A 26464-nucleotide genomic window follows, 5' to 3' on the forward strand; every position below is an offset into this window, starting at 1 on the left:
CTCACCTCGCCGCTACACCCTCAACTGTGATGAGCCCTTTTAGCGCGTCGGGCTCAGTGCTGCAACCGTTGAGGTCGTTGGAGATATTCGCGCGCGGCGGCGGCGAGCCGGCTGTCTCCAAGTTCAGCCAGCTTGTCGCCTAGGACCCCAGGTTCGGCTCCACTTTGCGCGGCCCAATATAGATCGATCATTCGAATGTATGCGAGCAGGAGCGGGTCGGTGAGGTTGCAGTCGAGCGCCGAGAGGTCTTGGCCAGAGCGGATGCTGGCCTCCAGTCGCAACCACTCGGTCCACGCCGCGGAGGCGTCCTCCCAATCTGTGTCGAATTGCGGCGCCTGTGTCGCTCCGGACGCCGCCGGGCTCGGTTGATTGGCGAGAAGTCGTGAAGCCCGGTTGAAGTGGCGCTCGTAGAGATGTAGGGAAGAGCTAAAAATGACCAGTCGCCCAGGCATGCATTGGAGCCACCGCGACATCACTTCAAGCAGTAGTGTCCACTCGAAGGCGTTGATGCCTGAGAATCCCCACCAAATGTCAGTGCTGCGGGCGGCCACGTGGAGGTCGAGATGCCCATCCCTCATAAGGAAGTGAAGCCAGTTGTTGCATGGGATATCTCGACTCTCGACGAAGTCGCGATCGGGATCGTAGATGCTCGCGACGGCACGGCGCGAGAGCGGATCTTTCCGGAGAATTTTCATAATCTCCGCGAGTTGATCCACGCCGTTCCAATTTCGGAGACGGAGGCCGTACCCAGCGCGCCATGTAAGGCCATCATCCGAAAAGTCGACCGCGCGCTCTAGATAGGCGGTGAGAAAGCTCAAGTCGTTTCGGCCTGCCAGCACCCACATGCTCTCCGCTATCGAGGCAAAAACGTTATTGTTTCGGTGGGGGAGTACAACGTGGCGAGACCGAATGTCAGACACCTCGATGAGTCGCGCCCGCAGCTCCCGGGTCCGCTCTCCGCGGACCTCAACCGGGTCTCCAGAGTCAACAACGGCATCCAACTCGGCTAAGAATGCCTGCTCCACATCTCGATAGACGGCCACCGCGCCTCATTGATTCTCAACTCGAGCAAGTCCGCGATTCAGAAGCGTCTGAGTTACAAACGAGTGTGTCTCTTCTTCGTTCGCTTTCGGGACGACAACCGTGGACTTGGAGTATTCGTTCAAGAGTGCTCGATAGCCGTCCTGTACGCCCGGAACGTTGTTCGGGTCGAGATGGTGGGGTTCGAGAAAAACGAACACGATAGACGGCTTGATTGGTGACCAGATCGTGTCGATGAGTTCCTTGAAGCTCGTTTCAGGGAGTCCTGACTGCTTCACTGATCCGCCGCACCAGCCGTAAGCGAGGGTGGACCACCACCAACGATCCAGGATCAAAGATCGCGTCTCCGCAGCTCGCTTGAGATCGGGCACGGACTCCGCATGGCACGCGAGGTGCGCTAGCTGCTGGGCGAGGCCTGACGTGGGCTTCTCGTCAGGGGTCTCGCCCTCCAGTGCTCTGTACACACGTTCGGTGAACATAGTGAAGCCGCTTGGCATGTGAGCGAACACCGTGGACTTCTCGTCGAGCGAGCCACGGAGGCGGTTCAACTGAGTCGACTTACCAGTCTGATCGAGGCCCTCGAACACGATGACCGCACCGCGGCGGATGGTGAGATCAGTCTTGGCCATCACCAGCTCCTTCGCTCCGCCCAGCGTGGCTCCCGGGATGTGTTAGCGGTCAGCCCGAGCATCAAGCTATGCGACAGAAGCGGGCTCACGAGGGAGGTGCAGCGGCGCGTCGCCTCGGCGAGCCGTGGCGCGAGCTCCCCGATGCCGGCCGCGGCTACCTGTCTGTCTACTTCTCTGAGCCCCTTGCCCGATGGCCAGTTCGCGAGATCACCCGACGTGCGGATAACAAGAGCGATCCAAACATCGAGACCGGAACATACGGCCTGTTCTCCACCTGCGAGCCGTCCATGCGAAATCGGATCGTTCTCGATGGCGCGGCCACCATCTTCTTCCTCACGACACGCAAGCCGCACCAGGGGAGAGTGATCTCCGGGTACTACCACGTTGGCTGGTACACGGAAGGCACCCAGGGTGCGGTTAACCGTGACTACGCCCTCGCTGCCGACAACTTGCACTTCATAGACCCCATCCTCGCGAGCGATCTGCCAGAGCCGTTAGCAGCGATCTGTTCTCCGCAGTTCCGCACGATGAAACCGATCGATGTTGAGACTGTGGCGTCTCTTCGCCGGATATGCGACGAGCGCCCTGACCGCACGGCCGAATACTTGGGAGAAGTCGAGCGAGTCGAAGCGTTCGCGCGGGCTCGATCGGGCTACGCGTATCCGTCGTGGGGGCGGGAGGCTGGATTTTGCTGGGAAGATGCCCCCGAATACTACCAGACAGACGCTGAGCTCTCGAAGGTGCCCAACAGTTCCAGGAACCGCAAGTGGCGATGCCGAGAGTGCGGATATGTCATCAACAGCGGCGCACTGCTGAAGAAGTGTCCGTTGTGCAAGCAGATGGCAACGCTCGCTCCCACCGAGGAGGGCGCATGACCCGTCGAGTCTTTATCAGTTACCAGCATGCCGATCAGATGAAAGCCCGTGGCTTGAACCTGATGACGTACAACAAGAACGTCAACGTTGACTTCACGGGACGGCACCTGCTCGATCCGGTGAAGAGCCAGGACGCGGATTACATCAGCCGAAAAATCAAGGAGCGGATCAAAGGGTCATCGGCGACAGTCGTTCTCATTGGAAAAGATACCTCCCAAAGTGAGTGGGTTGAGAAAGAGCTCCAGTGGAGTAAGGAACAGGGAAAGGGCATCATTGGGATTCGTATCGATCCCGACGCCCCAGTCCCCGAAGGGTTGACAGAGTACGGCGCTGAAATTCTCGACTGGAACACTCCAGCAGATGTCAATCAGTTTGACGATGGCATCGAGCGAGCGATCGCAGCGACGAGCCGCGGCAGGTCGATGCCCACCAACACGATGAGTACATGCACGCGATGAGCAGTCACAACAACTCCCGCGGGCCAGGGAAAATCACGTTGCCCGTTATCCACGATGCGGCAAGCGAAGCGTCAGGGCGCGGACAAACAGCGTACGTCCGACTAAGCGCCTCCCGGCTAGTTGCGCTTCTAATCGCAACGCTCGCCGCGGCGCTGGGCATTGCCATCGGAAGTTGCGACTTCTCTGGCCTTGTAGTGCTTCTCGCGTTCGTAGTAGCCGCACTAGCCGAATTAGCTCTGATCCGGTTTCAGCCCGAACGTGACTGGTACGCCGGACGCGCGGTCGCAGAGTCCACCAAGACGCTCGCATGGCGGTTCGCCGTCCAGGGAGAGCCCTTCGGTCCGACTCTCACTGAACAAGACGCTGAGGCACTGCTTCGAACCCGAGTCAGCGAAGTCTTGCATCGTGGCAAGGACCGAATCAACGTGGGTCCTGGCGATGCGGTGCTCACAGAGAGCATGCTCGATCTCCGTCGGTCTCCATTCTCCGAACGCAGAGACGCTTATCTCGAGCAAAGGACAGAAGAACAGCGCGCCTGGTACTCGTCCAACGCCCGGAAGAACGAGGTCCGTGCTACGGCGTGGCGTTATGTTCTTCTTCTTGGTGAGTTGTTGGCAATCGTAGCTGCTGCTCTTTCCCTAGGTCGCGACGAGCCGTTCGACTTCGCCGGCATCGTCGCTGCGTTCGTTGCAGGAGGAGCCGCCTGGCTGGCGATCAAGCAACACTCCCAACTGACCTCTGCGTACAGGGTGGCGGCAGGTGAACTGGCCGTTCAAGCAGATGTTCTCCGCGGGGTGAGCGCTGAGGACTGGCCGCAAGCGGTGGCGGATGCTGAGGAAGCGATCAGTCGGGAGCACACAATGTGGCTGGCAACCCGCGGCGAGGAGCCGTTGCCGCCTCCCCACATAAGCAGGGCTTGATCGAGACTTCGGTCGCAACATGAGGTCCGGGCATTGTGGGCTCTTCGTACCTGCGGTGGGTGTGAGGGACTCGTTCGTGTGAGCTGAGGCCGGGAAGGGGTCGAGGCCTTTCAAGATCGGGAGCGACCAAGCCACCCGTTCCGGAAGGCCTCGACGGCGTCCGAGCTTACGGCGTGTTCTCGCGCGCGCTCTCGTCCCGATCCATCCGCTGATCCCTCGTACTGGGACCGCTGCGATCTGCTCGTCGGCCTGGACGGGTTCCAAGTCCTGGAGGTCGCCGAGCAGCCCGGCCGGATGAAGGTGGTGGTCGAGTCGACGCCGGTGCCGATGGGCCGCCTGACCTGCCTGCGGGGTTCTCGTCGGCAGCCGCGGTCGCCGCGACGTTGCCTTGATCGACGTGCACTGCTTCGGCCGCCCGGTCCGCCTGGTGTGGCGCAAGCGGACCTGGCGCTGCGCGGAGGACGCGTGCACCGGCAAAGCGTTCACCGAGCAGCACGCCGACCTGGCCCCGCCGCGCGCGCTGCTGACCACCCGGGCGGCCTGGTGGGCGGTCTGGCAGCTGCGCCGCGAGCAGGCCTAGGTCGCCGGGATCGCCGCCAGCTGGGCACGAGCTGGCGCACGGTGTGCGGTCGATCCGCCCCCTGCTGGAGGCGATGGCCGCCGACGAGACCCACTTCGCCGGCGTCACCTCCCTCGGCGTGGACGAGCACATCTGGCATTACGTCTCCACCAAGCCCGAGACCGAGGGCGGCCGGGGCCGCAAGGAGCTGACCGGCATGGTTGACCTCACCGTGACTCCGACGGACGTGTCAGGGCCCGGCTGCTGGACCTGGTGCCGGGACGGTCGGGGAAGGCCTACGCCGACTGGCTGAACGCCCGCGGCGACGCGTTCCGCTCCCGAGTGCAGGTGGCCACCCTCGACCCCTTCAACGGCTACAAGAACGCATTCGACGACCAGCTGGAGGACGCCACCGCTGTGCTGGACGCCTTCCACGTCGTCAAGCTCGGCACCGACGCGGTCGACCGCTGCCGGCGCCGCGTCCAGGAGATCCACGGCCACCGCGGCCGCAACAACGATCCGCTCTACGGCATCCGCACCACGCTGCGAGCCGGCGCGGAGAATGTCACCGACCGGCAGTGGGCACGGCTGCAGACCGCCTTCGACGCCGACGAGCGACACCTTCCGGTGTGGCTGGCCTGGTCCTGCGCGCAGCAGCTCCGGTCGGCTTACCGGCACGAGCGCACAGCCGAGGGCCGCACGATCGCCGAGAAGGTCATCGACTCCTTCCCGACCTGCCCCGTGCCCGAGATGGCTGCCTCGGCCGGACGCTGAAGCAGTGGCGTGAAGCGTTCCTGGCCTACCTCGACACTGACCGCGCCAGCAACGGCGGCACCGGAGTCGTCAACGGCCTCATCGAGCTCCACCGCCGCATCACCCGCGGCTTCCGCAACCGCAACAACTACCGGCTACACATGCTCCTGATCGCCGGCGGCCTATCCAGCCCCCACCTCAAGTAAGAAGAGCCGCATTGTGGTGCTATCGAGGAATCGCAAGGGCGCCCAGACATCTGCGGCGGGTGGATTCGGTTCATAGCACGCCGCAAGTGGGTTCGAAGGTGCGGCTGAGCGCCCTTGACCCGGTCAACCCCGGCCCGCCTCGGAATCTCATGCGCGGACCCAATCTGGGTGCCGCACGGTGGCGGAGCCCGTGGGGGTCAGCGGTGACAAGGTGATGAGGGATGCTCCTGCTGACCTTGCGAGCCTCCACTGAACGTCGTCTTCTCCGAATTCGGACGAGAGGCATTGGCGAGAGGGCTCGAAGCGGGGGCATCGCGGTTCCCTCCTGAGATGGTCTGTGGGTAGGGTGCGCGCGATCGGCCAGAGAAATGTCAGTGCCGGGTGCGATCGTGGAGGCATGCGGGAGCGGACGGAGGAAGACATGCTGGGAGCGATCAGAGCGATCCCGGAGACGATCAAGAACTGGCGAGAGAACCGAGTCATGCTGTATCAACTCGTCACGGGAATCTCAGCAGCACTCGTGGTGACCGCGCTTGCCGGCGGGAATCGACCGTCGGACTCCCTCGCGGCGGTCGCTCACGGGCTTGGGATCACCCCCGTCGCGAACTGGTTGAGCACGAACGCACCGCCGGTGCTGGCCGGGAGTAGTCCGACGGTGCAGTCGGTCGCATTGTCTGCTGTCCTGTTGCTCGTGGCTGGCATGGTGATCGTCCCGCTCTGGCTGGGTCGTCACGACGACAATCAGACGTTCAGCTATGAGCCCCTACGCCTGATTGGCTCACCGGCGGCATCCACAATCTGGATTCTGTTGCTCATCGCGGCGCAGCAAGGCGACATCATCTCGACGCTCCAGCGCTGGGCAGACACGGCTGTGGCGGCGGCAGGCTGGACGATCGCAGGGCTGCTTGTCTTCGGTGTGCTGCACCTCATCGCGAACCGTCACGGACTCGATGAGCTGACCAAGATGCTGTTCTGGCCCGTGGCGGCCGTGGCGTATCGCGGTGGTTACGGGCTCTGCGCGACGATCCTGGCGATCGCCCTCGCGGCCATCTCCCTGCCGCTGTCGATGATCGGTTGGATGAGTGCGTTGGAGTCCGACCACAGCCGCAAAGCTCGCTCCGAGATGGCGCGAGTACGCGCCGAGGGCGCGACACAGCCATCCGGTGCAGTAGCCGTACCGATCCGGCCCAGCTGAATCACTTGAACCCAGCGGCACAACGGCAACGCCGCCGCGTAAAACGCGGCGGCCTGTCGGCCCACCAGGAGACGAGGCCCGTAGGCGGCTTGGGTGACCGCTTGTTCGATCGCCGCGACCGCAGAGTCGAGTTCTCGGACGGTGGGTGAGGAGATGCCGGTGAGGCGTCTGCCTGCTGGCCATCGCGACACGGCGTAGCGAGTCGCTTCCGGGACGGGCTTGAGGTGGATTAGTTACACGTAGATGTGTGAAAATAGCGCGTGGGCAGTTTGCAGCGCCGGACGCAGCCTGCCCGCCGAACCCAGATCGAGGAGACACCATGACCGACCTGCCCATCATCGAGAAGGTCAGCTGCGGATGCGGCGACCACGACGAGGAGTTGCCCGTCCTCGATGCCCGGGTGATTCCGCATGCTCTCCGGCATGCGGCCATTCTTGGGGCGGTCGCGTCCCTCGCGCCGGGGAAGGCTCTCGCTCTGGTTGCCCCGCACAACCCCCTGCCCCTGTTGGCGCAGGTGAGGGAGGCCCACGGTGAAGCCATCGAGGTCTCCTACCTGGACGAGGGCCCGGAGGCCTGGACGCTCAAGCTCGCGCGCGTCCAGTGAACGACCACATTCCGGAAGATCTCGACCCTGCCGGGCGTGACCTGCGCGCCTACACCGACGAACTCCGCCCCGATCACCGGATGGTTCGCAACGCGCGGGGCGAGTGGGTGCTGCTGCGCCACGAGGACGTGGTCGCCGTGGCGCAGGACCCCGAGCGCTTCGCCAGCGGCGTCTCCCAGCACGTCCACGTGCCGAACGGTCTCGACGGGGACGCCCACCGTGCGGCCCGGCGAACGCTCGACCGCTACTTCGACGCAGAGGAGCTGCCGCCCTTCGAGCCCGCGTTCCGTGGCATCGCCCGGGCCCTGTTCGCACGCCTCGCGCGTGGAACGGCGGTGGACGCGGTGAACGACATCGGCGCCACGTTCGCCGTCCGTGCCCAGAGCGCCTGGCTGGGGTGGCCCGCCGAGATCGAGCCGCACCTGTTGACTTGGATGGCGGAGAACCATGCGGCGACGCGGTCGGGTGACCGGTCGCGGACGGCGGTGGTGGCGTCCGACTTCGACGCGATCATCCGCTCGGTGCTCCAGCCCCGGCGTGCCGGCGACGGCGTGCTCGGCGACGACGTCACCGCGCGGCTGATGCGCGACACCGTCGACGGGCGCCCGTTCACCGACGACGAGATCGTCTCCGTGCTGCGCAACTGGACCGGGGGAGACCTGGGTTCGATCGCGTTGTGCGTGGGCGTCCTGTTCGCGTTCCTGACGACCCATCCGGACGAGCAACGCCGGCTGCGTGCGGGCGTGTCGGACGCCGAGCTGGACGCCGTCATCGACGAGGTGCTGCGCATCGACGATCCGTTCGTGTCGAACCGTCGGGTCACGACCTGCCCGGTCCACATCGGCGGCGCCGACATTCCCGAGGGCGCACACGTCAAACTGCACTGGACGTCCGCCAACCGCGACGCTGAGGTGTTCGGCGACGCTGATCGATGCGATCCCCACGGCCATGCCGCGGCGAACCTGGTGTACGGCACCGGCCCGCACGTGTGCCCGGGGCGTCCCCTGGCCACCATGGAACTCCGCATCGCCGTGCAGGAAGCTCTCGCCGCCACGACGTGGATCACCGCGGCGCCCGGCGAGGAGCCCGAGCGCGAGGTCGCACCCCTCGGCGGCTGGGCCCGGGTTCCCGTGCTGCTCGGCTGAACCGCACCCGCCCCATCACGCTCCCGCCAGGATTTGGGCGGCCGTGTACCATGAATCATTGTCGCCGACCACCACGGTCGGCGCGGGAGCCGCAGCACAGCCCACAGCTGGGTGCACTGCACGGCCCCGTCCGCACGAACCAGAGACATGGTCACCTGCGCCGTTCGTGGCGCCACGCCGCATGCCGGCGTCCGGGGGCCACATTGCACTGTCCGGCTCACCCCGGGCTGAGGAAAGAAGAAGGAAAGCACGCATGATCACGAACACGGCGCACTGGCGCCTCACCGAGACCCCGCTCACCTGCGGCCACACCCTGGCCGTCCGCACCGGCGAGACCTTCGCCTGGTGCTCCTGGTGCGCGGCCACCCGGCCCGTGCTGCAGCACGCTGCGGCCTGACGCCACCCCGACGACCGCCGCGCCGGTCAGGTGATGCCCTGGTGCACCGCCTGACCGGCGCGGCTCTTTCGTGTCCGGGGTCAACCGCTGACGCTGCCGGGTCACGGAGCGTCAGCCGCCGCTCACTGCAACGCGGCCTTCACCTTGGCGGCCACCGCCGAGCCCTCCGCCCGGCCCGCGGCGCGCGCGTTGACGGCCTTGATCACCTGACCCATCTGGCGCATGCCGGGCTTCTCGCCCAGCGTCGCCTCCGCGGCCGCGACCTCCTCGGCCACCAGCGCATCCAGCTCGTCGTCGCTCAGCGAGGCGGGCAGGTACACGGCCAGCAACTCGGCCTCGGTGAGTTCCTTCTCGGCGAGCTCCGGGCGGCCGCCGTCGGTGTAGGCCTGCGCCGAGTCGCGCCGCGTCCGCACCTCACGCTGCAGCACCGCGATCTCCTCCTGCTCGCTCAGCTCGCGCGCCTGCTTGCCCGCCACCTTCTCGTTCTTGATCGCCGCGATCGCCATCCGCAGCGTGGTCGTGCGCTCCCCGTCGCGGGCCTTCATGGCCGCGACCATGTCGCCGTGCAACGTGTCCTCGAGGGTTCCCATGCGTCTCGTCCTTTCGTCGCGTTCGATTCTGTCACAGGCCCGCCGTAGAGTCCGTGGGCATGGGAGCACGCCTGTTCACCGCGGTCCTTCCGCCGCCCGAGCTCGTCGAGGAGCTCGACGCCTTCTGCCGCCCGAGGCGCGAGGCCGTCCCGCAGTTGCGCTGGACGCGGCCCGACACCTGGCACCTGACCACCGCCTTCATGGCCGACGTCGACGCCCGGCACCACGACCGGTTGGTGGAGGGCCTGGCAGCCGCGGCTGCCCGCACGCCGGCGTTCGCGATCCGGCTCGGCGGGGGCGGCACCTTCGGCCCGCCCGAGGCGGCACGCCACCTGTGGCTGGGCCTGACCCGGGGAGCGGACGCCCTCGCCGCGCTGGCCGTCCGCTGCCGCAACGCGGCCGAACACGCCGGTGTCCGCACCGACGGCACGAACTTCGTGCCGCACCTGACCCTGGCGCGGGGCACCCGGCACGCCGACCTGCGGCGGCTCCGCGCGGTGTTCGACACCTTCGACGCCGACGGCTGGGTGGCCGACGAACTGGTGCTCATCGAATCCCACCTCGCTGATCGGGCCAACCGCTACGAGGTCGTGGAACGCTTCACCCTGCCGCCAGCCGATACCACTAGCCTGAGGGCCGACACCACCAGCACCGAGGAGCCACGATGAGCGAACGCCGGTTCGAGACCCTGGCAGTCCACGCGGGCCAGGAGCACGCCGACCCCGCGACGAACGCGCGGGCGGTGCCGATCTACCAGACGACGAGCTACGTCTTCGACGACACCCAGCACGCCGCCGACCTGTTCGCCCTGCGCACGCCGGGCAACATCTACACCCGCATCATGAACCCCACCCAGGGCGTGCTCGAGGCGCGCGTGACCGCCTTGGAGGGGGGCCTGACGTCGCTGGCCACCGCCTCAGGTGCCGCGGCGATCACCTACGCGGTGCTGACGCTGGCCGGGGCCGGCGACAACATCGTCGCCTCGGCCAAGCTGTATGGCGGCACGTACGCCCTCTTCGCGCACACGCTGCCGCAGTTCGGCGTCCAGACGCGGTTCGTGGATCCCGACGACCCCGACGCGCTGGCCGAGCACGTCGACGACCGGACGCGGCTCGTCTTCGTCGAGTCGATCGGCAACCCGGCGCTCAACGTACTCGACGTGCCCGCCTGGGCGGACGCCGCGCACGCCCTCGGGCTGCCGCTGGTGGTGGACAACACGGTGCCCACGCCGTATCTCTGCCGGGTGCTCGACCACGGGGCCGACATCGCCGTGCACGCCACCACCAAGTACATGTCGGGCAACGGCACGTCGATGGGCGGGGTCATCGTCGACAGCGGCAGGTTCGACTGGGCGGCGCACGCCGAGCGCTTCCCCCAGCTGACGGGGCCCGACCACGCCTACCACGAGACCGTGTGGACGGACGCCGCCGGCCCGGCCGCCTACATCACCCGCGCCCGCACCGTGATGCTCCGCAACACCGGCGCCGCCATCGCGCCGATGAACGCCTTCCTCACCCTGCTCGGCACCGAGACCCTGCACCTGCGCATGGAGCGGCACAGCAGCAACGCGCTGGCCATCGCCGAGTACCTCGCCGCCGACGAGCGCGTGGCGTGGGTGCAATACCCCGGCCTGGCCGAGGACCGCTACCACGACGTGGCGAACCGGGTGCTCGAGGGGCGCGGCTACGGCGGGCTGGTGAGCTTCGGGCTGAAGACCGGCCGCGAGGGCGGCTCCCGGTTCATCGAGAGCCTCGGGCTGTTCAGCCACCTCGCCAACATCGGCGACGCCAAGAGCCTGGCGATCCACAACGCGACGACGACGCACTCGCAGCTCACCGAGTCCGAGCTCGTGGACGCCGGGGTGGCGCCCGAGGGCGTCCGGCTGAGCATCGGCATCGAGAACGCCGACGACCTGATCGCCGATCTGGATCAGGCGCTGTCTGCGTGACGAGCCCCGTGACCCCCACCGCCGACGTGATGGCCGGCTCCGTCGGCCTCGTGGAGACGGAGACGGTGCGGCTCTTCACCGCCGCGCAGCCCCTGGTGCTGGTCAGCGGCGCCACCCTGGGCCCCGTCGACGTCGCCTACGAGACCTACGGCCGGTTGAACGCCGACCGCAGCAACGCGGTGTTCATCTGCCACGCCCTGACCGGGGACGCCCACGCCGCCGGCTGGCACGCCGGCGACCGGCACCCGGGGTGGTGGGACAACCTGATCGGGCCGGGGCGTCCGCTCGACACCGATCGCTTCTTCGTCGTGTGCGCCAACCTGCTGGGCGGCTGCCAGGGCACCACCGGCCCGTCGTCGCCCCATCCGGAGACGGGCCGCGCCTACGGTCTGGACTTCCCGCTGCTCGAGGTCGCTGACTTCGTCACCGTGCACCGCGCCCTGCTCGCCCACCTGGGCATCGAGCGCCTGCTCGCCGTGCTCGGCGGTTCGCTGGGCGGCATGCAAGCGCTGCAGTGGTCCCTCGACCACCCCGAGGATCTGGCGAACGCGCTCATCGTCGCGGCGTCCAGCCGGTTGACGGCGCAGAACATCGCGTTCTCCGCAGTGGCCCGGCGGGCGATCATGTCCGACCGACAATTCCGCGACGGGCAGTACGCCGCGGAGGGCACGATGCCGGCCGTGGGCCTGGCGATCGCCCGCATGATGGCGCACATCACCTACCTCTCCGAGGACGCCTTCACCGCCAAGTTCGGCCGCACGTCGCAGTTCGAGACGCGGCGGCGGGGGTTCGGGATCGACTTCGCCGTGGAGAGCTACCTCGACCACCAGGGCACCACGTTCCTGGAGCGGTTCGACGCGCTGAGCTACCTCTACCTCACCCGCGTCATGGACTACTTCGACCCCTTCGCCCGCCCGGACGCCCTCGCCGCCGTCGAACAGCGCCCGGTGAACCACCTCGTGCTGTCCTTCGACTCCGACTGGCGGTTCTCGACCGACCACGCCCTGCGCATCACCCGCCGCCTGGAGCAGGCGCGCCTGCCGGTGACGTTCCGCGAGATCAGCTCGGCGTTCGGCCACGACTCGTTCCTGTTGGCCGACCCGGTGTACCACGCGACGTTGCGCGCGTTCCTGGATCGGGCGCTGGAGGTGGGCACGTGAGCGCACCCTCTCCGCGGCGCGGTGCGGCCCGCCCCGCGTCCCTGCGCCCCGACTTGGCGCTCGTCTCCGACCAGATCGCGGCGGGCTCGCGCGTGCTCGACCTGGGGTGCGGGCAGGGCGACCTGCTCCGCAGCCTGATGGACGCCAAGGACTGCACGGGCACGGGCGTCGAGATCGATCCCGACGCCGTGCTCGGGGCCATCCGCCGCGGCGTCCCGGTGATCGAACGCGACATCACGAGCGTGCTGGACGACCTCGCCGACCGGTCCTACGACGTCGTCGTTCTCTCCCGCACCCTGCAGACCATGTTGCAGCCGGCCACGGTGCTCGCGGGCATGGCGCGGGTGGGGGAGCGCCTCGTGGTGTCGGTGCCGAACTTCGGCTACTACCGCAACCGCTTCCGGTTGCTGCTGGGCCGCATGCCCATGAGCAAGGAGATCCCGTACTCCTGGTACGAGACGCCCAACCTGCGCTTCACCACGTTGGCCGACCTGGAGGATCTCTTCGACCGCCTCGGCCTGCGCATCGAGCGGCGCTTCACCTACACCGAGACCGGACGCCGCCTGCGGATGTACGGCCGTCTGTCGAACTGGGCCGCCGGCGCTGCCGTGTACGTGTTGTGCCCGATCGATGCCGGCCGGACGCGCGCCTGACGGCCTCAGCGGGCCATGGCCTCCAGGATGCGTCGTGCGCTGCCGCCCAGATTCAGCAGCTCGCTGAGCTCGGCGAACTCACTCGGCCGAGCCGGCGCGGTGGGCAGGGTGAGGTCGGGCGTCCCGAGGTCGAGGTCGCGGACGGCGCCGACGACCTGGCGTGCCGGGCCGAGGTAGTCGATCGCGGCCGTCAGCGCCCGGGACACGGCGGGGGAGAGCGACCCGGCGTGGGCCACGATCCCGTCCAGGTCGCCGTACTTGGCGATGAGCTGCGCGGCCGTCTTCTCCCCGATGCCCTTGACGCCCGGCAGTCCGTCCGAAGGATCCCCCCGCATCACGGCGAAGTCGACGTAGCCGGCGCCGGAGATGCCGTACTTCGCGGCCAGCCACGCGTCGTCGACGCGCTCGTGCTTCGCCACGCCGCGCGCCACGTACAGCACCCGGACGCCCTCGCCGTCCGACACGAGCTGGAAGAGGTCACGGTCGCCGGTCACCACGTCGACCGGGCCGGGGGCGCCCGTGGCCAGCGTCGCGATCACGTCGTCGGCCTCGTGGTCGGGGGCGCCCACCACGGGTAGGCCGAGGGCGTCCAACACCGCGCGGATGAGCGGCACCTGCCCGGTGAGGGCCTCCGGCACCTCCTCGACGTGGCCGTGGGCCACGCGGTGCGCCTTGTAGGTCGGGACGAGGTCGACCCGCCAGGCGGGCCGCCAGTCGTCATCCCAGCAGCAGGCCAGGCGCTGGGGGGCGTACTCGGTGATGAAGCGGGCCAGGAAGTCGAGCAGCCCCCGCACCGCATTGACGGGTCGCCCGTCGGCCGCGGTGAGGGCGTCCGGCAGGCCGTGATAGGCCCGAAAATACAACGACGCGGTGTCGAGCAGAAGTGTGCGGGGCGCGGTCACACCGGCCAGTGTGGCAGAGCACCTGCCCCGATCGGCGCACGATGTGAAACGATGACGTCCATGGAGAGCACGGATCAGCAGATTCTCTCGTTGCTGGCCCGCGACGGACGGATGTCGTTCACCGACATCGGCAAGGCCACGGGGCTGTCCACGTCCGCCGCGCAGCAGCGGGTCCGCCGGCTGGAGCAGCGCGGCGTCATCACCGGCTACCGGGCGGTGGTGGACGCCGAAGCGCTCGACAGGATGCTCACCGCGTTCGTGTCCCTGCGCGTGCCGAACCCCGGTGACGACGAGGACATCCCTGCCAAGCTCGCCCCGATCGAGGGCATCGTCTCCTGCTACTCGGTGGCGGGGCGCTACAGCTACCTGCTGAAGGTGCAGGTGGAGTCGCCGAAGGACCTCGAGCGGCTCCTGCAGGAGGTCGGCCAAGCCGCGAGCGTCTCGACCGAGACGACGCTGGTGCTGTCGGTGCCCTACGCCGATCGTCCGTTGGTCTGACCCGCTCGTCACCCCCGCCCGACCGCAGCGCCCAGCTCGGCCAACAGCAGCGCCTCGGCCAGGCAGGCCTTGCCGAAGTCGCCCAGGTCGAGCGACTCGTCGATGCCGTGCATCCGGGAGTCGGGGTCGCACACACCGGTCACCAGCACGGTCGCGTCCGGGAAGGTGCGCTGGAAGTCGGCCACCATCGGGATCGACCCGCCCTGCCCCATCTGCACCGGGTCGGTGCCCCACGCCTGGGTGAACGCGGCGACCGCGGCGTCCGCCACCGGCCCCTCCAGTGGGATCTGCGACCCGTGCCCGTAGTGCTCGGCACCGAAGGTCAGCCGGGCGCCCCACGGGGCGTGGGCGGTGAGATGGTCCTTGAGCGCGGTGAGCGCGGCCGGCCCGTTTTGGCCCGGCGCGAGCCGCACGCTGATCTTGGCCCGCGCCGTCGCGGTGAGCGTGTTGGACGCCTGCGCCACGCTCGGCGCGTCGACGGCGAGCACGGTGATGGCCGGCCGGGTCCACAGACGGTCGGCGAGCGGGCCGGTACCGAGGAGCTCCACCCCGTCGAGCACTCCGGCCTCCGCGCGCAGGCGGTCGGCGTCGTGCTCCAGGGGGAAGCCGTCGTCGCGCACCAGGCCGGCCACCGCGACGTCCCCGGCGTCGTCGTGCAGGGTCGCGAGCAGGCGCACCAGCGCGGTGAGGGCGTCCGGCGCGACGCCCCCATACTGGCCGGAGTGCAGCGCGTGGTCGAGCGTCGACACCTCGACCACAAGGTCGGCCAGCCCGCGCAGCGTGGTGGTGAACGCGGGCGTCCCGACCGCCCAGTTGGCCGAGTCGCAGATGACGTAGACGTCGGCGGCGAGCAGGTCGCGGTGGCGTTCGAGGATCGCCGCGAGCGTGGGGGAGCCGACCTCCTCCTCGCCCTCGACGAAGACGGTGACGCCGACCGGCGGCGTGCCGCCAAACGCGCGCAGCGCCGCGAGGTGCACGGCCACGCCCGCCTTGTCGTCCACGACGCCGCGGGCGTGCAGGCGTCCGCCGCGCTCGGTGACCTCGAACGGGGGCGACGTCCAGGCGTCCGGGTCACCGGTGGGCTGGACGTCGTGGTGGGCGTACAGACACACCGTCGGCGCGCCCTCGGGAGCCGGCCAGCGGCCGATCACCGCGGGCTGGCCGCCCTCGGCAACGATCCGGACGTCGGGGCAGCCGGCCCCGCGCAGGAGGCCGGCGACCGCGTCCGCGCTGGCGGACACGTCCCCGTGGTGCGCGGGCAGCGAACTGACCGAGCGGATGGCGACGAGGTCGGTGAGGTCGGCGAGGACGCCGGGGAGCAGGTCGGACACGGTGCGGCGCAGGTCATTCACCCCGGCGACGCTACCCCCTGGCGGGCGCGTGTGCCCAGACGGCCCGCAGCCGCGGGTAACCTGAGCGCGTGATCGTGTCCCGCCCGGTGAAGGAGCCGCTCCCCACCTGGTTGCTGCTCCCCGGCGCGATCGGCGGGGGACTGCTGGCCACCCTGGCCTTCGCCCCGTTCGGCTGGTGGCCACTCGCCTTCGTCGCGGTCGCCGCGCTCGCCGTGGTCGTCGGACGTGCCCGCCGCCTGGGAACGGCCATCGCGCTCGGCTACGCCTTTGGCCTGGCCTTCATGGGCACGTCGCTGCTGTGGCAGACCTCGATCCTCCTTCTCTCCTACACCGGGCTCACCCTTGCCACCGCCGCCGTCTACGCCGGGATCGCGGGCGTCATCCGCGTCACCCGACGTCTCCCGGGGGCCCCCGTCTGGGGCGCGGCGGGCTGGGGGTTCGGCGAGTGGGTGCTCTCGGTGTTCCCGTTCGACGGCTTCGCCTGGATGCGGCTGGGCTACTCCCAGGTGGACGGCCCGCTCGCGGGTTTCTACCCGTTCGTCGGGGCGGCCTTCGTGTCCTTCCTCGTCGCCCTCATCGGGCACCTGCTGGCGTGGGTGGCCGAGTCGGTGGTGGCCGGACGCCTCCGCGCCGGCCGCCGCCGGCCGCTCGGCGTCACCGCGGTGGTCGTGGTGGTCCTGCTGGGTGTGGGCTGGCTTGGCACGCGCTGGGACGCGCCCCGCTCCGGTGCCGGCACGGTCGAGGTCGGTTGGGTGCAGGGCGGCGCGCCCGGTGGGGGCGTCTACGGGCTGGGCCCCGCCCGCACGATCACGACCAACCAGGCCACCCAGACCGCGGGCCTCATGAACGCCGTCGCGGCCGGGCAGTTCCCGGCCCCGGACTTCGTCGTGTGGCCCGAGAACTCCACGGACATGGATCCGCGCGCGGACGCCACCACCCGGTGGCTCGTGGAGCAGGCGGTGGCGGACGCCGGCGTCCCGATCCTGGTCGGCTCCATCTACGAGGACCCCGAGCGCGAGGAACGCCAGACCGTCGCGTTGTGGTGGGACGCCGACGGCGTCGAGGCGAGCTACGCCAAGCGCAACCTGGTGCCGTTCGGGGAGTGGATCCCGTTCCGCTCGCTGCTGCTGCCCCTGGTGCCCGAGTTGCGCTACGTGGGAAACCAGTCGGTGCCCGGCACGGAGCCCGGTGTGTTGCCGGTGAGCCTGCCGGACGGGCGGAGCGTCGACGTCGGCGTCGCCATCTGTTACGAGGTGATCTTTCCCCAGACGCTGTACGAGGCGGCCCGGGCGGGCGCTGAGGTCTTCATCGTCCAGAGCAGCAACGCGATGTACCAGGGCACCACCCAGATCGACCAGCAGTTCGCCGCCACCCGGGTGCGCGCCGCCGAGATGCGCAGCGACGTCCTCGTCGTCACGACGTCGGGCGTCTCGGGCCGCATCGGCACGCACGGGGAGGTCCTCACCGTGGTGCCCGAGTCCGTCGGCGCCTTCGGCGTCGAGACCATGCCCCTGGCCCGGGCCCAGACCCCGGCCATGGTGCTGGGTCGCCTGCCCGAGGCCCTCGTCGTGCTGACCGCGGCGGTGGCGCTGGCGCTCGGATTGGTGGCGACCAAGGCCCCACGGCGCGGCGGGTTGGCGCGGAGCGGTGGAACCGGGCACCACGGTGGAAGAATGGAACGCACGCCGGCGCACGACGCAGGCGAGTGAGGAGAACAACCCCATGCCGGACGCCGACGCGTCACTCGGCCGCATCCTGGTGATCATCCCGACGTACAACGAGATCGACAACCTCGACATGATCACCACGCGCCTGCGGCAGGCCACCCCCGAGGTGCACATCCTGGTCGTGGACGACAACTCCCCGGACGGCACGGGTCGCCGCGCCGACGCCCTGGCCGCGTCCGACGACCACATCCACGTGCTGCACCGCGCGGGCAAGGAGGGCCTCGGCGCCGCCTACCTCGCCGGGTTCGCCTGGGGCCTGGAGGCGGGCTACGACGTCCTGGTCGAGTTCGACGCCGACGGCAGCCACCAACCGGAGCAGTTGCCGCGTGTGCTCGCGGCCCTCCACCACGCCGACATGGTGAAGGGCAGCCGCTGGGTCCGCGGCGGCCGCGTCGTCGACTGGGCATTGCACCGGGAGCTGCTGTCCCGCGGCGGCAGCATCTACACCCGCCTGATGCTCGGCGTGCCGGTGAAGGACATCACGGGCGGGTTCAACGCCTTCCACGCCGACACCCTGCGCGCCGTCCTCAGCGAACGGATCGACCAGCACGGCTACGGCATCCAGCGCGACCTCACGTGGCACGCCCACCGGCTCGGCAAGACCATCGTCGAGGTGCCCATCGAGTTTCGCGAGCGCCAGCGCGGCGCGTCCAAGATGAGCGGCGCGGTGGTGAAGGAGGCGATGCGCTCCACCACCCGGCTGGGTGTGGAACACCGCGGGCGGCAGGCCCGTGCCCTGGCGACCGAGCTGGGTCGGCGCGCCCAACGTGCGGGTGAGACGGCGAGGCGGGTCGCGGGCTCCCTCGCCCGCTCGGCCGGCGCCGCCCTCGGTGCGGCACGTCACCGCGACGCCCGACCGGACCCGACCGTCCCGGCCCAGCGCCCGGAGGATCGGCCATGAGCCGGTTCTGGCTGGTCGTGGCCGCCCTGCTGGGCGGGGCGGTGCTCGAGATCGCGGTGCTGTGGTGGCTGGCCGACACGATCGGGGCCGGGTGGACGCTGCTCGTGCTCGTCATCAGCGCCGTCGTCGGGGTGCTGCTGTTCCGCCGCGAGGGCGTCCGGACGTTCGCGTCGCTCCTCCAGGCTCCGCCGGAACCCGACCAGATCGGCCAGCGGGTCACCGACACCTTCTTGGTGATGCTGGGCGGCTTGCTGCTGCTGCTGCCCGGCCTGATCAGTGACGTGCTCGGCCTGATGTGCCTCGTGCCATTCACCCGGGCGATCGCGCGGCGCGGCGTCCAGGCGCTGGTGGGGCAACTGACGCGCCCCTACCGCGACCGCGCCGACCTCATCGACCTCCACCTGCGACCCGACACCGTGGTGCCGGGCCAGACGGTCAGCGGCGAGTCGACGGGCAACGGCGGCGGGGCGACCGCGGCCGACGACCGGACGCATCGGCCCCGCCCCGACGACCCCACCGTCATCCGCGGCGAGATCGAGCCCTGACCCGGGACTGAGCGGGAGCCAGGAGGGCCGGCATCGTTCAGTCCTGGGTGCGGATCTCCTGGAGCCGTTCGGCGAGGATGCCCTCCAGCTCCTCGATCGAGCGCCGCTCGCGCAGCATGTCCCAGTGGGTGCGGGGGGCCTTGCCCTCCTTCACCTCGGGCTCGACCCCGTCGGCCCGGCGTGCCTCGGTGCCGCAGCGGGGGCACTCCCACAGGGTGGGGAGCTCTGCCTCGGCGGCGAAGGTCAGGCTGAACTCATGGTCATTGGGGCAGATGAATGCGACGTCCTGCCGGGCGGCGAGTTCGACGCCGGCCGAGTCGGCCAAGCTCTTGCCACCGAGGCCCTGGCCCCGGAGTGTCTTGTCTGGCATGCGTCCTCCTTCGTTCGCACCTCAACGCTACCGGGCCACCGCAATGTTCCCGGTGGTGGGTCAGCCGCCCGGAACGATGTCGGCGGGCTCCCGCACGGGGATCAGCACGAGCAGGCCGGCCAGCAGCACCACGACGATGCCGAGGATGCCCCAGTACTGCGTGTTCTCCTCACCCGTGACCCAGGCACCGAGCAGGATCGCCAGGGCGAAGAAGGTGGGCGCCAGGAACGAGATGGCGCGGCCGGTGGTGGCGTAGAGCCCGAAGATCTCGCCGGACTTGCCCTCGGGGATCAGCCGCGCCAGGTAGGAGCGAGACGCCGCCTGCGCCGGCCCCACGAACGCCGTCATCGCCATGCCCAGGGTCCAGAAGACGATCTGGCCGCGGTCGTGGAGGAAGAAGATCCCGAGCCCCAGGGCCACCAGCGCCGTCAGGGAGAACAGGATGACCTTCTTGGGGCCGATCCGGTCGTCCACGACCCCGAACGCGATCGTGGAGACCCCGGCGATGACGTTGGCGAGCGCGCCGAAGATGATGACGTCGCCCGGCTCGAACCCGAACGTGCCTGCCGCAATCACGGCCCCGAAGGCGAACACCCCAGACAGGCCGTCGCGGAACAGTGCGGAGGCGGCGAGGAAGAACACCGTGTGCGGGCTCTGGCGCCAGAGGTCCACCAGGGAGCGGAACAGCAGTACGTAGGACTGGGCGACGCCGACGCGCGGCGGCGCCGGTTTCGGCCGGTCGCGCAGGGTGAGAAAGGTGGGGAGCGTGAACACCGCGATCCACATGCCGCAGACCACCATGGACGCGCGGATGTCGAGCCCGTCGGTGCTCGACACCCCGAACAGGCCGACCTCGGGGGCGATGAACCCGAAGTTGAGCGCGAGGAGGGCCACGATGCCGCCGAGATAGCCCAGCCCCCAGCCGAACCCGGAGACCCGCCCCACGTTCTGCTTGGTCGAGACCTCGTCGATGAGGGCGTAGTAGTTCACGTTCGCGATCTCGCCGACGATGGACGCCACCGCGAGGATGCCCAGCCCCAGCCACAGGAAGGTGGGATCGGGGCGCACGAAGAACAGGGCAGCCGCCAGGGCGGCGATGACCCACGTCTGCCAGCGCAGGTTGCGCACGGTGCGGCCCGTGCGGTCGGAGTTCTGCCCCAGCACCGGGGCGATGACGGCGACCACGAGGCCGGCCAAGGCCGTGGACACGGCCAGCGCGAGGGAGGTGACGTTGCGGTCGCCGAAGGCGGCGCTGGTGATGTAGACGCTGAAGACGAAGGTGATGATGACGGTGTTGAGGGGCTGGGTGCCCCAGTCCCACATCGCCCAGGCCACCACCGAGCGCCGGGGGACCTGCTTGGTGACCGCGAGCGCCGAGCCCTCGGGTGCGATCTCGGTCACGGCTGGCCCTCCCAGAGGTCGCGGTCGATCAGGACGGAGCGCAGCGTCACCAGGTCGTCGCTGACCAGGCCGTCGACGCCGGCGTCGATGAGCCGTTCCATGGTGGGCCTGTCGTTGACGGTCCACACGTGCACCTGGGCGCCGCGGTGGTGGGCGTCCGCGATCATCCCCGGGCTGAGGAGCCGCAGGCCGGTCTGCGGGTGGTGCTCGGGAATCTGGAACACCTGCCCGCGCAGCGGCCAGACCCGGCGCAACCCCGGCGCCAGCCCGAAGACGGCCGACTCGACCGGGGACGCCGCGGTGGCGACCCGGCCCTGCGTGAGCCGCCGGAAGCGCTCGATGCGCGCCTGACCGAAGCTGCCCACGCACACCCGGTCGTGGGCGCCCAGCCGGTCCAGCGTCGCCACGAGGGCGTCGACGGCCCCGCTGGCCTTGAGGTCGATGTTGAAGCGGGCGCCCGGGAGGGCGTCCATGAGTTCGTCGAGCCGGGGGATCGGCTCCTGCCCACCGATCCGGGCGCGCGCCACCTCGGCCCACGGCAGGTCGGCGAGCCGGCCGGCGGCGTCCGTCACCCGGTCGAGCACCTCGTCGTGGAACGCGACCAGCACGCCGTCGCCGGTCACGTGCACGTCGGTCTCGAGGTACCGGAAGCCCGCCGCCCACGCCGCCGCGAACCCGCGCAGGCTGTTCTCGACCTCGGCGGGCGCGTCGTCGGTGACGCCGCCACGGTGGGCCAGGGCAACAAAGCGTCCCTCGAAGTAGGCGAAGTCGTCCGCCCGGCGCGCAACCATGGGGGTCAGCATAGGGAGCGCGACTGACGCTGGGGTGAACGGCGGGTTCGACACGCGTGCGTCGCGGCCCGTGCCGGGGCAGAATGGCCCACCGTGACCACGATTCTCTCGATCCAGTCCAGCGTGGCCTATGGCCACGTCGGCAACAGCGCCGCGACGTTCCCCCTGATGCGGGTGGGGTGTGAGGTGTGGCCGGTGTTGACGGTGCACTTCTCGAACAACACCTCCTACCCGTCCAAGCGCGGCCCGTTGCTGCGGCCAGAAGACGTCCACGAGGTCGTCGAGGGCATCGACGAGCTGGGCGTGCTCGGCCGGGTGGACGCCGTGCTCACGGGCTACCAGGGCGCGCCGGCCATGGGGGCGGAGATCCTGCGCGTCGTGGAGCGGGTGAAGCAGGCCAACCCGGCGGCGATCTACTGCTGCGACCCCGTGATGGGTGACGTCGGGCGCGGCATGTACGTGCTGCCCGGCATTCCGGAGTTCGTGCGCGACCACGTCGTCGCGGCGGCCGATGTGCTGACGCCGAACCACTTCGAACTGAACTTCCTCACCGGTCGCGACGCCACGACCCTGCCCGAGGTGCTCGAGGCGGCGGACGCCCTGCGCGCGGCCGGGCCGGACGTCGTGCTCGTCACCTCGGTGGTGGTGGACGGCGCCGACCCCGACACGGTGATGATGGTGGCGGTCACGGACGCCGGTGCCTGGTCGGTCACCACGCCGCTGCTGGGCCGCACGTTCACCGGCTCGGGCGACCTGACCGCAGCGATGTTCCTCGCCGCGCTGCTCGAGACGGGCTCACCCGAGCAGGCCGTGGGCCAGACCGCCGACATCGTCTACTCGGTGCTGGAGCGCACCACCGACCTCGACCAGCGGGAGCTGGCCCTCGTGGCCGCGCAGGAGGACCTGGTCGCCCCGCGCTTCGGCTTCGAGGTCTCCCGGCTGCGCTGAGCACGCCGGGAGCGCGCAGCGGAGGGACGGGCCGGGCTCAGTCGAAGAAGACCTGGACGTCGGCTCCCAGCTTGGTGAGCCGGTTGGCCAGGTCCTCATAACCACGGTTGATGACGTAGACGTCGCGCAGCACGGTGACGCCGCGCGCCGCGAGGCTCGCCAGCAACAGGCACACCGCCGGCCGCAGGGCGGGCGGGCAGACCAGCTCCTGGCTGCGCCAGCGGGTGGGCCCGTCGACGACGAGGCGGTGCGGGTCGAGGAGCTGCGTCTGGGCGCCGAGCTTGTTCAGATCGAGCAGGTGGATCGCGCGGTTCTCGTAGACCCAGTCGTGGATCAGCGTCCGCCCCTGCGCCTCCGCGGCGATCACCGCGAAGAAGGGCAGGTTGTCGATGTTCAACCCCGGGAACGGCATCGGGTGGATCTTGTCCTGCGCCGCGACCAGGTCGCTCGGGTACACCGTGATGTCCACCAGCCGCGTGCGCCCGTTGGCCGCCGGGTATTCCTCGCTCAGGTCAAACCGTAGGCCCATGTCGGCCAGGATCGCGAGTTCGATCTCAAGGAACTCGATCGGCGCCCGTCGCACGGTCACCATCGACTTGGTGACCACCGCGGCGGTGATGAGGCTCATGGCCTCGATGGGATCCTCGGACGGCGCGACGCGGACGTCGGCCTCGATGCGCTCCACGCCGCGGATGCGCAGGGTCGTCGAGCCGATGCCCTCGATCGCGACGCCCAGGCTCTCCAGGAAGAAGCAGACATCCTGCACCATGTAGTTCGGCGAGGCGTTGCGGATCACGGTCTCGCCCGGGTAGAGCGCGGCGGCCATGAGCACGTTCTCGGTGACGGTGTCGCCCCGCTCGGTGAGCGTGATGTGGCGGACGCCCTCGGCGGGCTCGCGGACGTGAGCGTGGTACCAGCCGTCGGTGGCCTTCACGTCGAGCCCGAAGTACTGCAGCGCCTGCAGGTGGGGCGTCACGGTCCGTGCCCCCAGGTTGCAGCCGCCGGCGTAGGGCAGCTGGAAGTCGGGCAGCATGTGGAGCAGCGGGCCGAGGAACATGATGACGCTGCGGGTGCGGCGGGCGGCGTCGACGTCCATGCCGCCGAGGTCGAGCACCTCGGGGCGAACCAGCTCGAGCTCGCTGCGGTCGTCGGACCAGGTCACCTGGACGCCGATGCTCTCCAGCACCTCGAGAATACGGTTGACCTCCTCGATGCGGGCGATGCCCTCGAGCACCGTCAGGCCCTTGTTGAGCAGGGAGGCGCACAGCAACGCGACGGCGGCGTTCTTCGAGCTGCGCACGTCGATGCTGCCCGACAGCTTGGTCGGACCCTTGACGCGCAGGTGCATGGTGCGCCCCACGGGGGCGAGCGCCGGATCCTGCAGAACGTCCGCGATGCGGGCGATGCCGCTCACGTCGAGGTCCTGCGTGCCGTGCTCGATGTCGCGGACGACCGTGGGCTCGACCTCCAGGGCCGAGGCAACCTGCTCGGGGGAGAGGCCACGCTGGAGGCGGGCGTCGCGGATCAGGCGGCCCACGCTGGCGGGTGTGTTCTGGGTCACGAGGAGCCAGCCTACTCGACACCCGCGCGTCGGTCGGTGCTCTAGAGTTGGGGCCATGAGCTCTCACTTCGACGTTGTCGTGCTCGGCGCCGGCCCCGGTGGTTACGTGGCCGCAATCCGGGCCTCCCAGTTGGGCAAGAAGGTCGCCATCATCGAGAAGGAGTACTGGGGCGGTGTCTGCCTCAACGTCGGCTGCATCCCGGCGAAGTCCCTGTTGCGCAACGCGGAGCTCGCCCACGTCGTGACCCGTGAGGCCGACAAGTTCGGCATCGGTGGTGACATCAGCCTGGACTACGGGAAGGCCTTCTCCCGCAGCCGGGACGTTTCCGGGCGCATGGTGAAGGGCGTCCACTTCCTCATGAAGAAGAACAAGATCACCGAGTTCAGCGGGTGGGGCACCTTCACCGACGCGAAGACGATCGAGGTCGCCGCCGAGGACGGGTCGACGCAGACGGTGACGTTCGACAACGCCATCCTCGCCGTCGGCGCCACCACGAAGCTGCTGCGCGGCACCGAGCTGAGCGAGAACGTGATCACCTACAAGGAGCAGATCCTCACCGACAACCTGCCGAAGTCGATCATCATCGGCGGGTCGGGGGCGATCGGTACGGAGTTCGCGTACATCCTCAACAACTACGGCGTCGAGGTGACGATCGTGGAGTACCTCGACCGGTTGGTGCCGAACGAGGATCCGGAGATCAGCAAGGAACTCGCGAAGGCCTACAAGAAGCTCGGCATCAAGGTCCTGACCTCCACGGCCGTCACCTCGGTGGTCGACACCGGCTCGGGCGTCCGCGTCACGGTGACGCCCGCCAAGGGCGGCGACTCGACGATCCTCGAGGCCGACAAGATGATGCAGGCGATGGGTTTCAGCCCGCGGCTGGAGGGCTACGGCCTGGAGAACACGGGCGTGACGGTGTCCGAGCGCGGCCTCATCGAGATCGACGACTTCATGCGCACCAACGTCGACGGCATCTACGCCATTGGCGACTGCACCGGCAAGCTCATGCTGGCCCACACGGCCGAGGCGCAGGGCGTCGTCGCGGCCGAGACGATCGCCGGCGCCGAGACGCTGCCGATCAACTACGACATGATCCCGCGCGCCACCTACTGCCAGCCCCAGATCGGCTCGTTCGGCTACACCGAGGCCCAGGCGAAGGAGAAGGGCTTCAACGTCAAGGTCGGCAAGTTCCCGTTCTCGGCGAACGGCAAGGCCTGGGGCCTGGGCGACGGCGTCGGGTTCGTCAAGATCGTGGCGGACGCCGAGCACAACGAGATTCTCGGCGCCCACATGATCGGGCCGGACGTGACCGAGTTGCTGCCCGAGCTGATCCTGGCCCAGATGTGGGATCTCACCGCCGACGAGGTCGGCCGGACGATCCACGCCCACCCCACCCTCTCGGAGGCCATCAAGGAGGCCGCCGAGGGCGTCGGCGGGCACATGATCAACTTCTGAGGATGGGGCCGCGACCGACTCGCGCACCACAGCGCAGCTGCGCTGGCAGGGTCGGTCGACAGATGCGGCCCGGCCCGGCGGGCAGGAGACCACGTGTGGTCGCCTTTCTTGCGGCCCATGCGGTCGTGACATCTCTCTTACTGGAGCCCGGTCAGCGCTTGTCGTGCGGCATCGCTCTGGCAGGATCGTCCGGCACCCACTCCAGGAGGTCGCCCGGCTGGCAGTCGAGCACCTCGCACATCGCCTCCAGGGTGCTGAAGCGCACCGCCTTGGCCCGGCCGTTCTTGAGGACGGCCACGTTGGCCGGGGTGATGCCGACCCGCTCGGCGAACTCGCCGACCGAAATCTTGCGCCGGGCGAGCTCCACATCGATCCGGATGACGATCGCCATCAGATGACCGCCTCCCTCTCCGTGCGTAGGCCGGTGGCCTGCACGAGCAGGGAGCGCATGAGCAGCGCCAACCCGACGCCCATCGCCACGCCGCACAGGAGCAGGAACATCCACGGCGGTGGGCCGCCGACGGTGAACGACTGGTAGACGATCGTGGCCAGGCAGACCGTGCCGCCGCCAAGGAAGGCCAGCGTCAGCCCGTCGACCCAGCGCAGCGCCTGCGGGGTGAAGACCTCGTCGCGCGAGGTCAGGCCCAGCAGGAGAAAGGTGCAGACGATCCCCACCTGGACGCAGCCCAGGCCGAGGATCGCGAAGGTCAGGATGGGCCAGCGCATGTAGGCCTCTGCGGGCAGGTCGCGAGCCACTTCCCCGGAGAGCAAGGGCAGGACCACGACCTGGATCAAGGCGATGACGCCGAAGGCTCCGGCGAGGAGAGCCCGGAGGACACCGGTCACAAGAAGGCGTTTCATAGATCGATCTTCGGTCAC

At 69.1% G+C, this 26464-nt stretch carries 29 protein-coding genes and 2 pseudogenes; 20 read left to right on the plus strand and 11 right to left on the minus strand.

Annotated elements, in window-relative coordinates; all coding sequences use genetic code 11:
* Positions 1-53: 53 nt before the first annotated feature.
* Together IFY26_RS05085 and IFY26_RS05090 are read right to left on the minus strand one after the other, a co-directional pair.
* A complete protein-coding gene (locus IFY26_RS05085; protein ID WP_332836150.1) occupies positions 54-1043 on the minus strand; it encodes a thymidylate synthase in 990 nt (329 codons plus the stop codon).
* Positions 1044-1049: 6 nt separating this feature from the next.
* Positions 1050-1670, minus strand: a complete 621-nt coding sequence (locus tag IFY26_RS05090; RefSeq protein ID WP_232547926.1) for a dTMP kinase — start codon at positions 1668-1670, stop codon at positions 1050-1052.
* A 68-nt stretch (positions 1671-1738) separates the two neighbouring features.
* On the opposite strand from IFY26_RS05090, the gene IFY26_RS05095 reads away from it, so the two are divergent.
* From IFY26_RS05095 to IFY26_RS05140, 10 genes and pseudogenes are all read left to right on the plus strand, one after another.
* A complete protein-coding gene (locus IFY26_RS05095) occupies positions 1739-2545 on the plus strand; it encodes a rubredoxin-like domain-containing protein (RefSeq protein ID WP_232547927.1) in 807 nt (268 codons plus the stop codon).
* The gene (locus IFY26_RS05100; RefSeq protein ID WP_232547928.1) at positions 2542-3003 is read left to right on the plus strand and encodes a TIR domain-containing protein; all 462 of its coding nucleotides are present in this window, start codon (positions 2542-2544) and stop codon (positions 3001-3003) included. Before IFY26_RS05095 ends, IFY26_RS05100 begins: the two co-directional genes overlap by 4 nt.
* Complete coding sequence (locus IFY26_RS05105; RefSeq protein WP_232547929.1) at positions 2991-3923, plus strand: DUF4231 domain-containing protein; 933 nt, start codon at positions 2991-2993, stop codon at positions 3921-3923. The genes IFY26_RS05100 and IFY26_RS05105 overlap by 13 nt, the downstream gene beginning before the upstream one ends.
* 388 nt (positions 3924-4311) lie before the next feature.
* The gene (locus IFY26_RS05110) at positions 4312-4503 is read left to right on the plus strand and encodes a hypothetical protein (RefSeq protein WP_232547930.1); all 192 of its coding nucleotides are present in this window, start codon (positions 4312-4314) and stop codon (positions 4501-4503) included.
* A gap of 43 nt (positions 4504-4546) precedes the next feature.
* The gene (locus IFY26_RS05115; protein WP_232547931.1) at positions 4547-4795 is read left to right on the plus strand and encodes a hypothetical protein; all 249 of its coding nucleotides are present in this window, start codon (positions 4547-4549) and stop codon (positions 4793-4795) included.
* Positions 4756-5441: pseudogene (locus IFY26_RS05120) on the plus strand (ISL3 family transposase). Before IFY26_RS05115 ends, IFY26_RS05120 begins: the two are co-directional and overlap by 40 nt.
* A 421-nt stretch (positions 5442-5862) precedes the next feature.
* The gene (locus IFY26_RS05125) at positions 5863-6636 is read left to right on the plus strand and encodes a hypothetical protein (RefSeq protein ID WP_232547933.1); all 774 of its coding nucleotides are present in this window, start codon (positions 5863-5865) and stop codon (positions 6634-6636) included.
* 319 nt (positions 6637-6955) lie between these two features.
* Positions 6956-7240: a DUF2249 domain-containing protein gene (locus IFY26_RS05130; protein ID WP_232547934.1), complete on the plus strand. Its 285-nt coding sequence runs from the start codon at positions 6956-6958 to the stop codon at positions 7238-7240.
* Positions 7237-8385 (plus strand): cytochrome P450, encoded by a 1149-nt coding sequence (locus IFY26_RS05135; RefSeq protein WP_232547935.1) that lies wholly within the window; start codon positions 7237-7239, stop codon positions 8383-8385. Before IFY26_RS05130 ends, IFY26_RS05135 begins: the two co-directional genes overlap by 4 nt.
* A gap of 253 nt (positions 8386-8638) precedes the next feature.
* Entirely contained in the window at positions 8639-8782 is a 144-nt protein-coding gene (locus IFY26_RS05140; protein ID WP_232547936.1) for a hypothetical protein, read from the plus strand.
* 122 nt (positions 8783-8904) lie between these two features.
* Here IFY26_RS05140 and IFY26_RS05145 read toward each other — a convergent pair whose 3' ends face one another.
* Entirely contained in the window at positions 8905-9372 is a 468-nt protein-coding gene (locus IFY26_RS05145; RefSeq protein WP_232547937.1) for a GatB/YqeY domain-containing protein, read from the minus strand.
* 59 nt (positions 9373-9431) lie between these two features.
* On the opposite strand from IFY26_RS05145, the gene thpR reads away from it, so the two are divergent.
* Genes thpR through metW form a run of 4 tightly spaced genes read left to right on the plus strand, consistent with a single transcriptional unit; the run spans position 9432 to position 13133 of the window.
* Positions 9432-10040: an RNA 2',3'-cyclic phosphodiesterase gene (gene thpR / locus IFY26_RS05150; protein ID WP_232547938.1), complete on the plus strand. Its 609-nt coding sequence runs from the start codon at positions 9432-9434 to the stop codon at positions 10038-10040.
* A complete protein-coding gene (locus IFY26_RS05155) occupies positions 10037-11320 on the plus strand; it encodes an O-acetylhomoserine aminocarboxypropyltransferase/cysteine synthase family protein (RefSeq protein WP_232547939.1) in 1284 nt (427 codons plus the stop codon). Before thpR ends, IFY26_RS05155 begins: the two co-directional genes overlap by 4 nt.
* A 29-nt stretch (positions 11321-11349) precedes the next feature.
* Positions 11350-12480 carry a homoserine O-acetyltransferase MetX gene (metX, locus tag IFY26_RS05160; RefSeq protein WP_232548282.1) on the plus strand — a complete coding sequence of 377 codons (1131 nt, stop codon included), beginning with the start codon at positions 11350-11352 and terminating at the stop codon, positions 12478-12480.
* Positions 12477-13133 (plus strand): methionine biosynthesis protein MetW, encoded by a 657-nt coding sequence (metW, locus tag IFY26_RS05165; RefSeq protein ID WP_232547940.1) that lies wholly within the window; start codon positions 12477-12479, stop codon positions 13131-13133. Before metX ends, metW begins: the two co-directional genes overlap by 4 nt.
* A 5-nt stretch (positions 13134-13138) precedes the next feature.
* On the opposite strand, the gene IFY26_RS05170 is transcribed toward metW, so the two are convergent.
* Positions 13139-14035 (minus strand): 5'-3' exonuclease, encoded by an 897-nt coding sequence (locus IFY26_RS05170; protein ID WP_232547941.1) that lies wholly within the window; start codon positions 14033-14035, stop codon positions 13139-13141.
* Between the two features lie 60 nt (positions 14036-14095).
* Between IFY26_RS05170 and IFY26_RS05175 the strand changes: the two genes are divergently transcribed.
* Positions 14096-14533, plus strand: coding sequence for an Lrp/AsnC family transcriptional regulator (locus IFY26_RS05175; protein ID WP_232547942.1), 438 nt, complete (start codon positions 14096-14098; stop codon positions 14531-14533).
* An 8-nt stretch (positions 14534-14541) separates the two neighbouring features.
* On the opposite strand, the gene IFY26_RS05180 is transcribed toward IFY26_RS05175, so the two are convergent.
* Positions 14542-15885: a dipeptidase gene (locus tag IFY26_RS05180; RefSeq protein ID WP_232547943.1), complete on the minus strand. Its 1344-nt coding sequence runs from the start codon at positions 15883-15885 to the stop codon at positions 14542-14544.
* A gap of 68 nt (positions 15886-15953) precedes the next feature.
* Here IFY26_RS05180 and lnt point away from each other — a divergent pair, with 68 nt between their 5' ends.
* The 3 genes and pseudogenes from lnt (at position 15954) to IFY26_RS05195 (ending at position 19058) form a co-directional block, all read left to right on the plus strand.
* Positions 15954-17594: an apolipoprotein N-acyltransferase gene (gene lnt / locus IFY26_RS05185; protein ID WP_232547944.1), complete on the plus strand. Its 1641-nt coding sequence runs from the start codon at positions 15954-15956 to the stop codon at positions 17592-17594.
* A gap of 13 nt (positions 17595-17607) precedes the next feature.
* Positions 17608-18402 (plus strand): annotated as a pseudogene (locus IFY26_RS05190) (polyprenol monophosphomannose synthase); the annotation flags it as partial.
* A 107-nt stretch (positions 18403-18509) separates the two neighbouring features.
* Positions 18510-19058, plus strand: a complete 549-nt coding sequence (locus IFY26_RS05195; protein ID WP_232547945.1) for an FxsA family protein — start codon at positions 18510-18512, stop codon at positions 19056-19058.
* A gap of 37 nt (positions 19059-19095) precedes the next feature.
* On the opposite strand, the gene IFY26_RS05200 is transcribed toward IFY26_RS05195, so the two are convergent.
* Genes IFY26_RS05200 through IFY26_RS05210 form a run of 3 tightly spaced genes read right to left on the minus strand, consistent with a single transcriptional unit; the run spans position 19096 to position 21620 of the window.
* A complete protein-coding gene (locus tag IFY26_RS05200; RefSeq protein WP_232547946.1) occupies positions 19096-19428 on the minus strand; it encodes an RNA polymerase-binding protein RbpA in 333 nt (110 codons plus the stop codon).
* A gap of 60 nt (positions 19429-19488) precedes the next feature.
* The gene (locus IFY26_RS05205; protein WP_332836151.1) at positions 19489-20829 is read right to left on the minus strand and encodes an MFS transporter; all 1341 of its coding nucleotides are present in this window, start codon (positions 20827-20829) and stop codon (positions 19489-19491) included.
* Positions 20826-21620, minus strand: coding sequence for a glycerophosphodiester phosphodiesterase family protein (locus IFY26_RS05210; RefSeq protein WP_232547947.1), 795 nt, complete (start codon positions 21618-21620; stop codon positions 20826-20828). Before IFY26_RS05210 ends, IFY26_RS05205 begins: the two co-directional genes overlap by 4 nt.
* Positions 21621-21713: 93 nt before the next feature.
* Here IFY26_RS05210 and pdxY point away from each other — a divergent pair, with 93 nt between their 5' ends.
* The gene (pdxY, locus tag IFY26_RS05215) at positions 21714-22568 is read left to right on the plus strand and encodes a pyridoxal kinase PdxY (protein WP_232547948.1); all 855 of its coding nucleotides are present in this window, start codon (positions 21714-21716) and stop codon (positions 22566-22568) included.
* A 37-nt stretch (positions 22569-22605) separates the two neighbouring features.
* Here pdxY and IFY26_RS05220 read toward each other — a convergent pair whose 3' ends face one another.
* Positions 22606-24129 (minus strand): UDP-N-acetylglucosamine 1-carboxyvinyltransferase, encoded by a 1524-nt coding sequence (locus IFY26_RS05220; protein WP_232547949.1) that lies wholly within the window; start codon positions 24127-24129, stop codon positions 22606-22608.
* Positions 24130-24184: 55 nt separating this feature from the next.
* Between IFY26_RS05220 and lpdA the strand changes: the two genes are divergently transcribed.
* The gene (lpdA, locus tag IFY26_RS05225; RefSeq protein ID WP_232547950.1) at positions 24185-25585 is read left to right on the plus strand and encodes a dihydrolipoyl dehydrogenase; all 1401 of its coding nucleotides are present in this window, start codon (positions 24185-24187) and stop codon (positions 25583-25585) included.
* A 151-nt stretch (positions 25586-25736) separates the two neighbouring features.
* On the opposite strand, the gene IFY26_RS05230 is transcribed toward lpdA, so the two are convergent.
* Both IFY26_RS05230 and IFY26_RS05235 read right to left on the minus strand, forming a co-directional pair.
* The gene (locus IFY26_RS05230) at positions 25737-25976 is read right to left on the minus strand and encodes a helix-turn-helix domain-containing protein (RefSeq protein WP_232547951.1); all 240 of its coding nucleotides are present in this window, start codon (positions 25974-25976) and stop codon (positions 25737-25739) included.
* The gene (locus tag IFY26_RS05235; RefSeq protein WP_232547952.1) at positions 25976-26446 is read right to left on the minus strand and encodes a DUF2975 domain-containing protein; all 471 of its coding nucleotides are present in this window, start codon (positions 26444-26446) and stop codon (positions 25976-25978) included. Before IFY26_RS05235 ends, IFY26_RS05230 begins: the two co-directional genes overlap by 1 nt.
* Between the last annotated feature and the right edge of the window lie 18 nt (positions 26447-26464).

This window comes from Propioniciclava soli, assembly GCF_014858005.1.
In the GTDB taxonomy this organism is placed as follows: domain Bacteria; phylum Actinomycetota; class Actinomycetes; order Propionibacteriales; family Propionibacteriaceae; genus Propioniciclava; species Propioniciclava soli.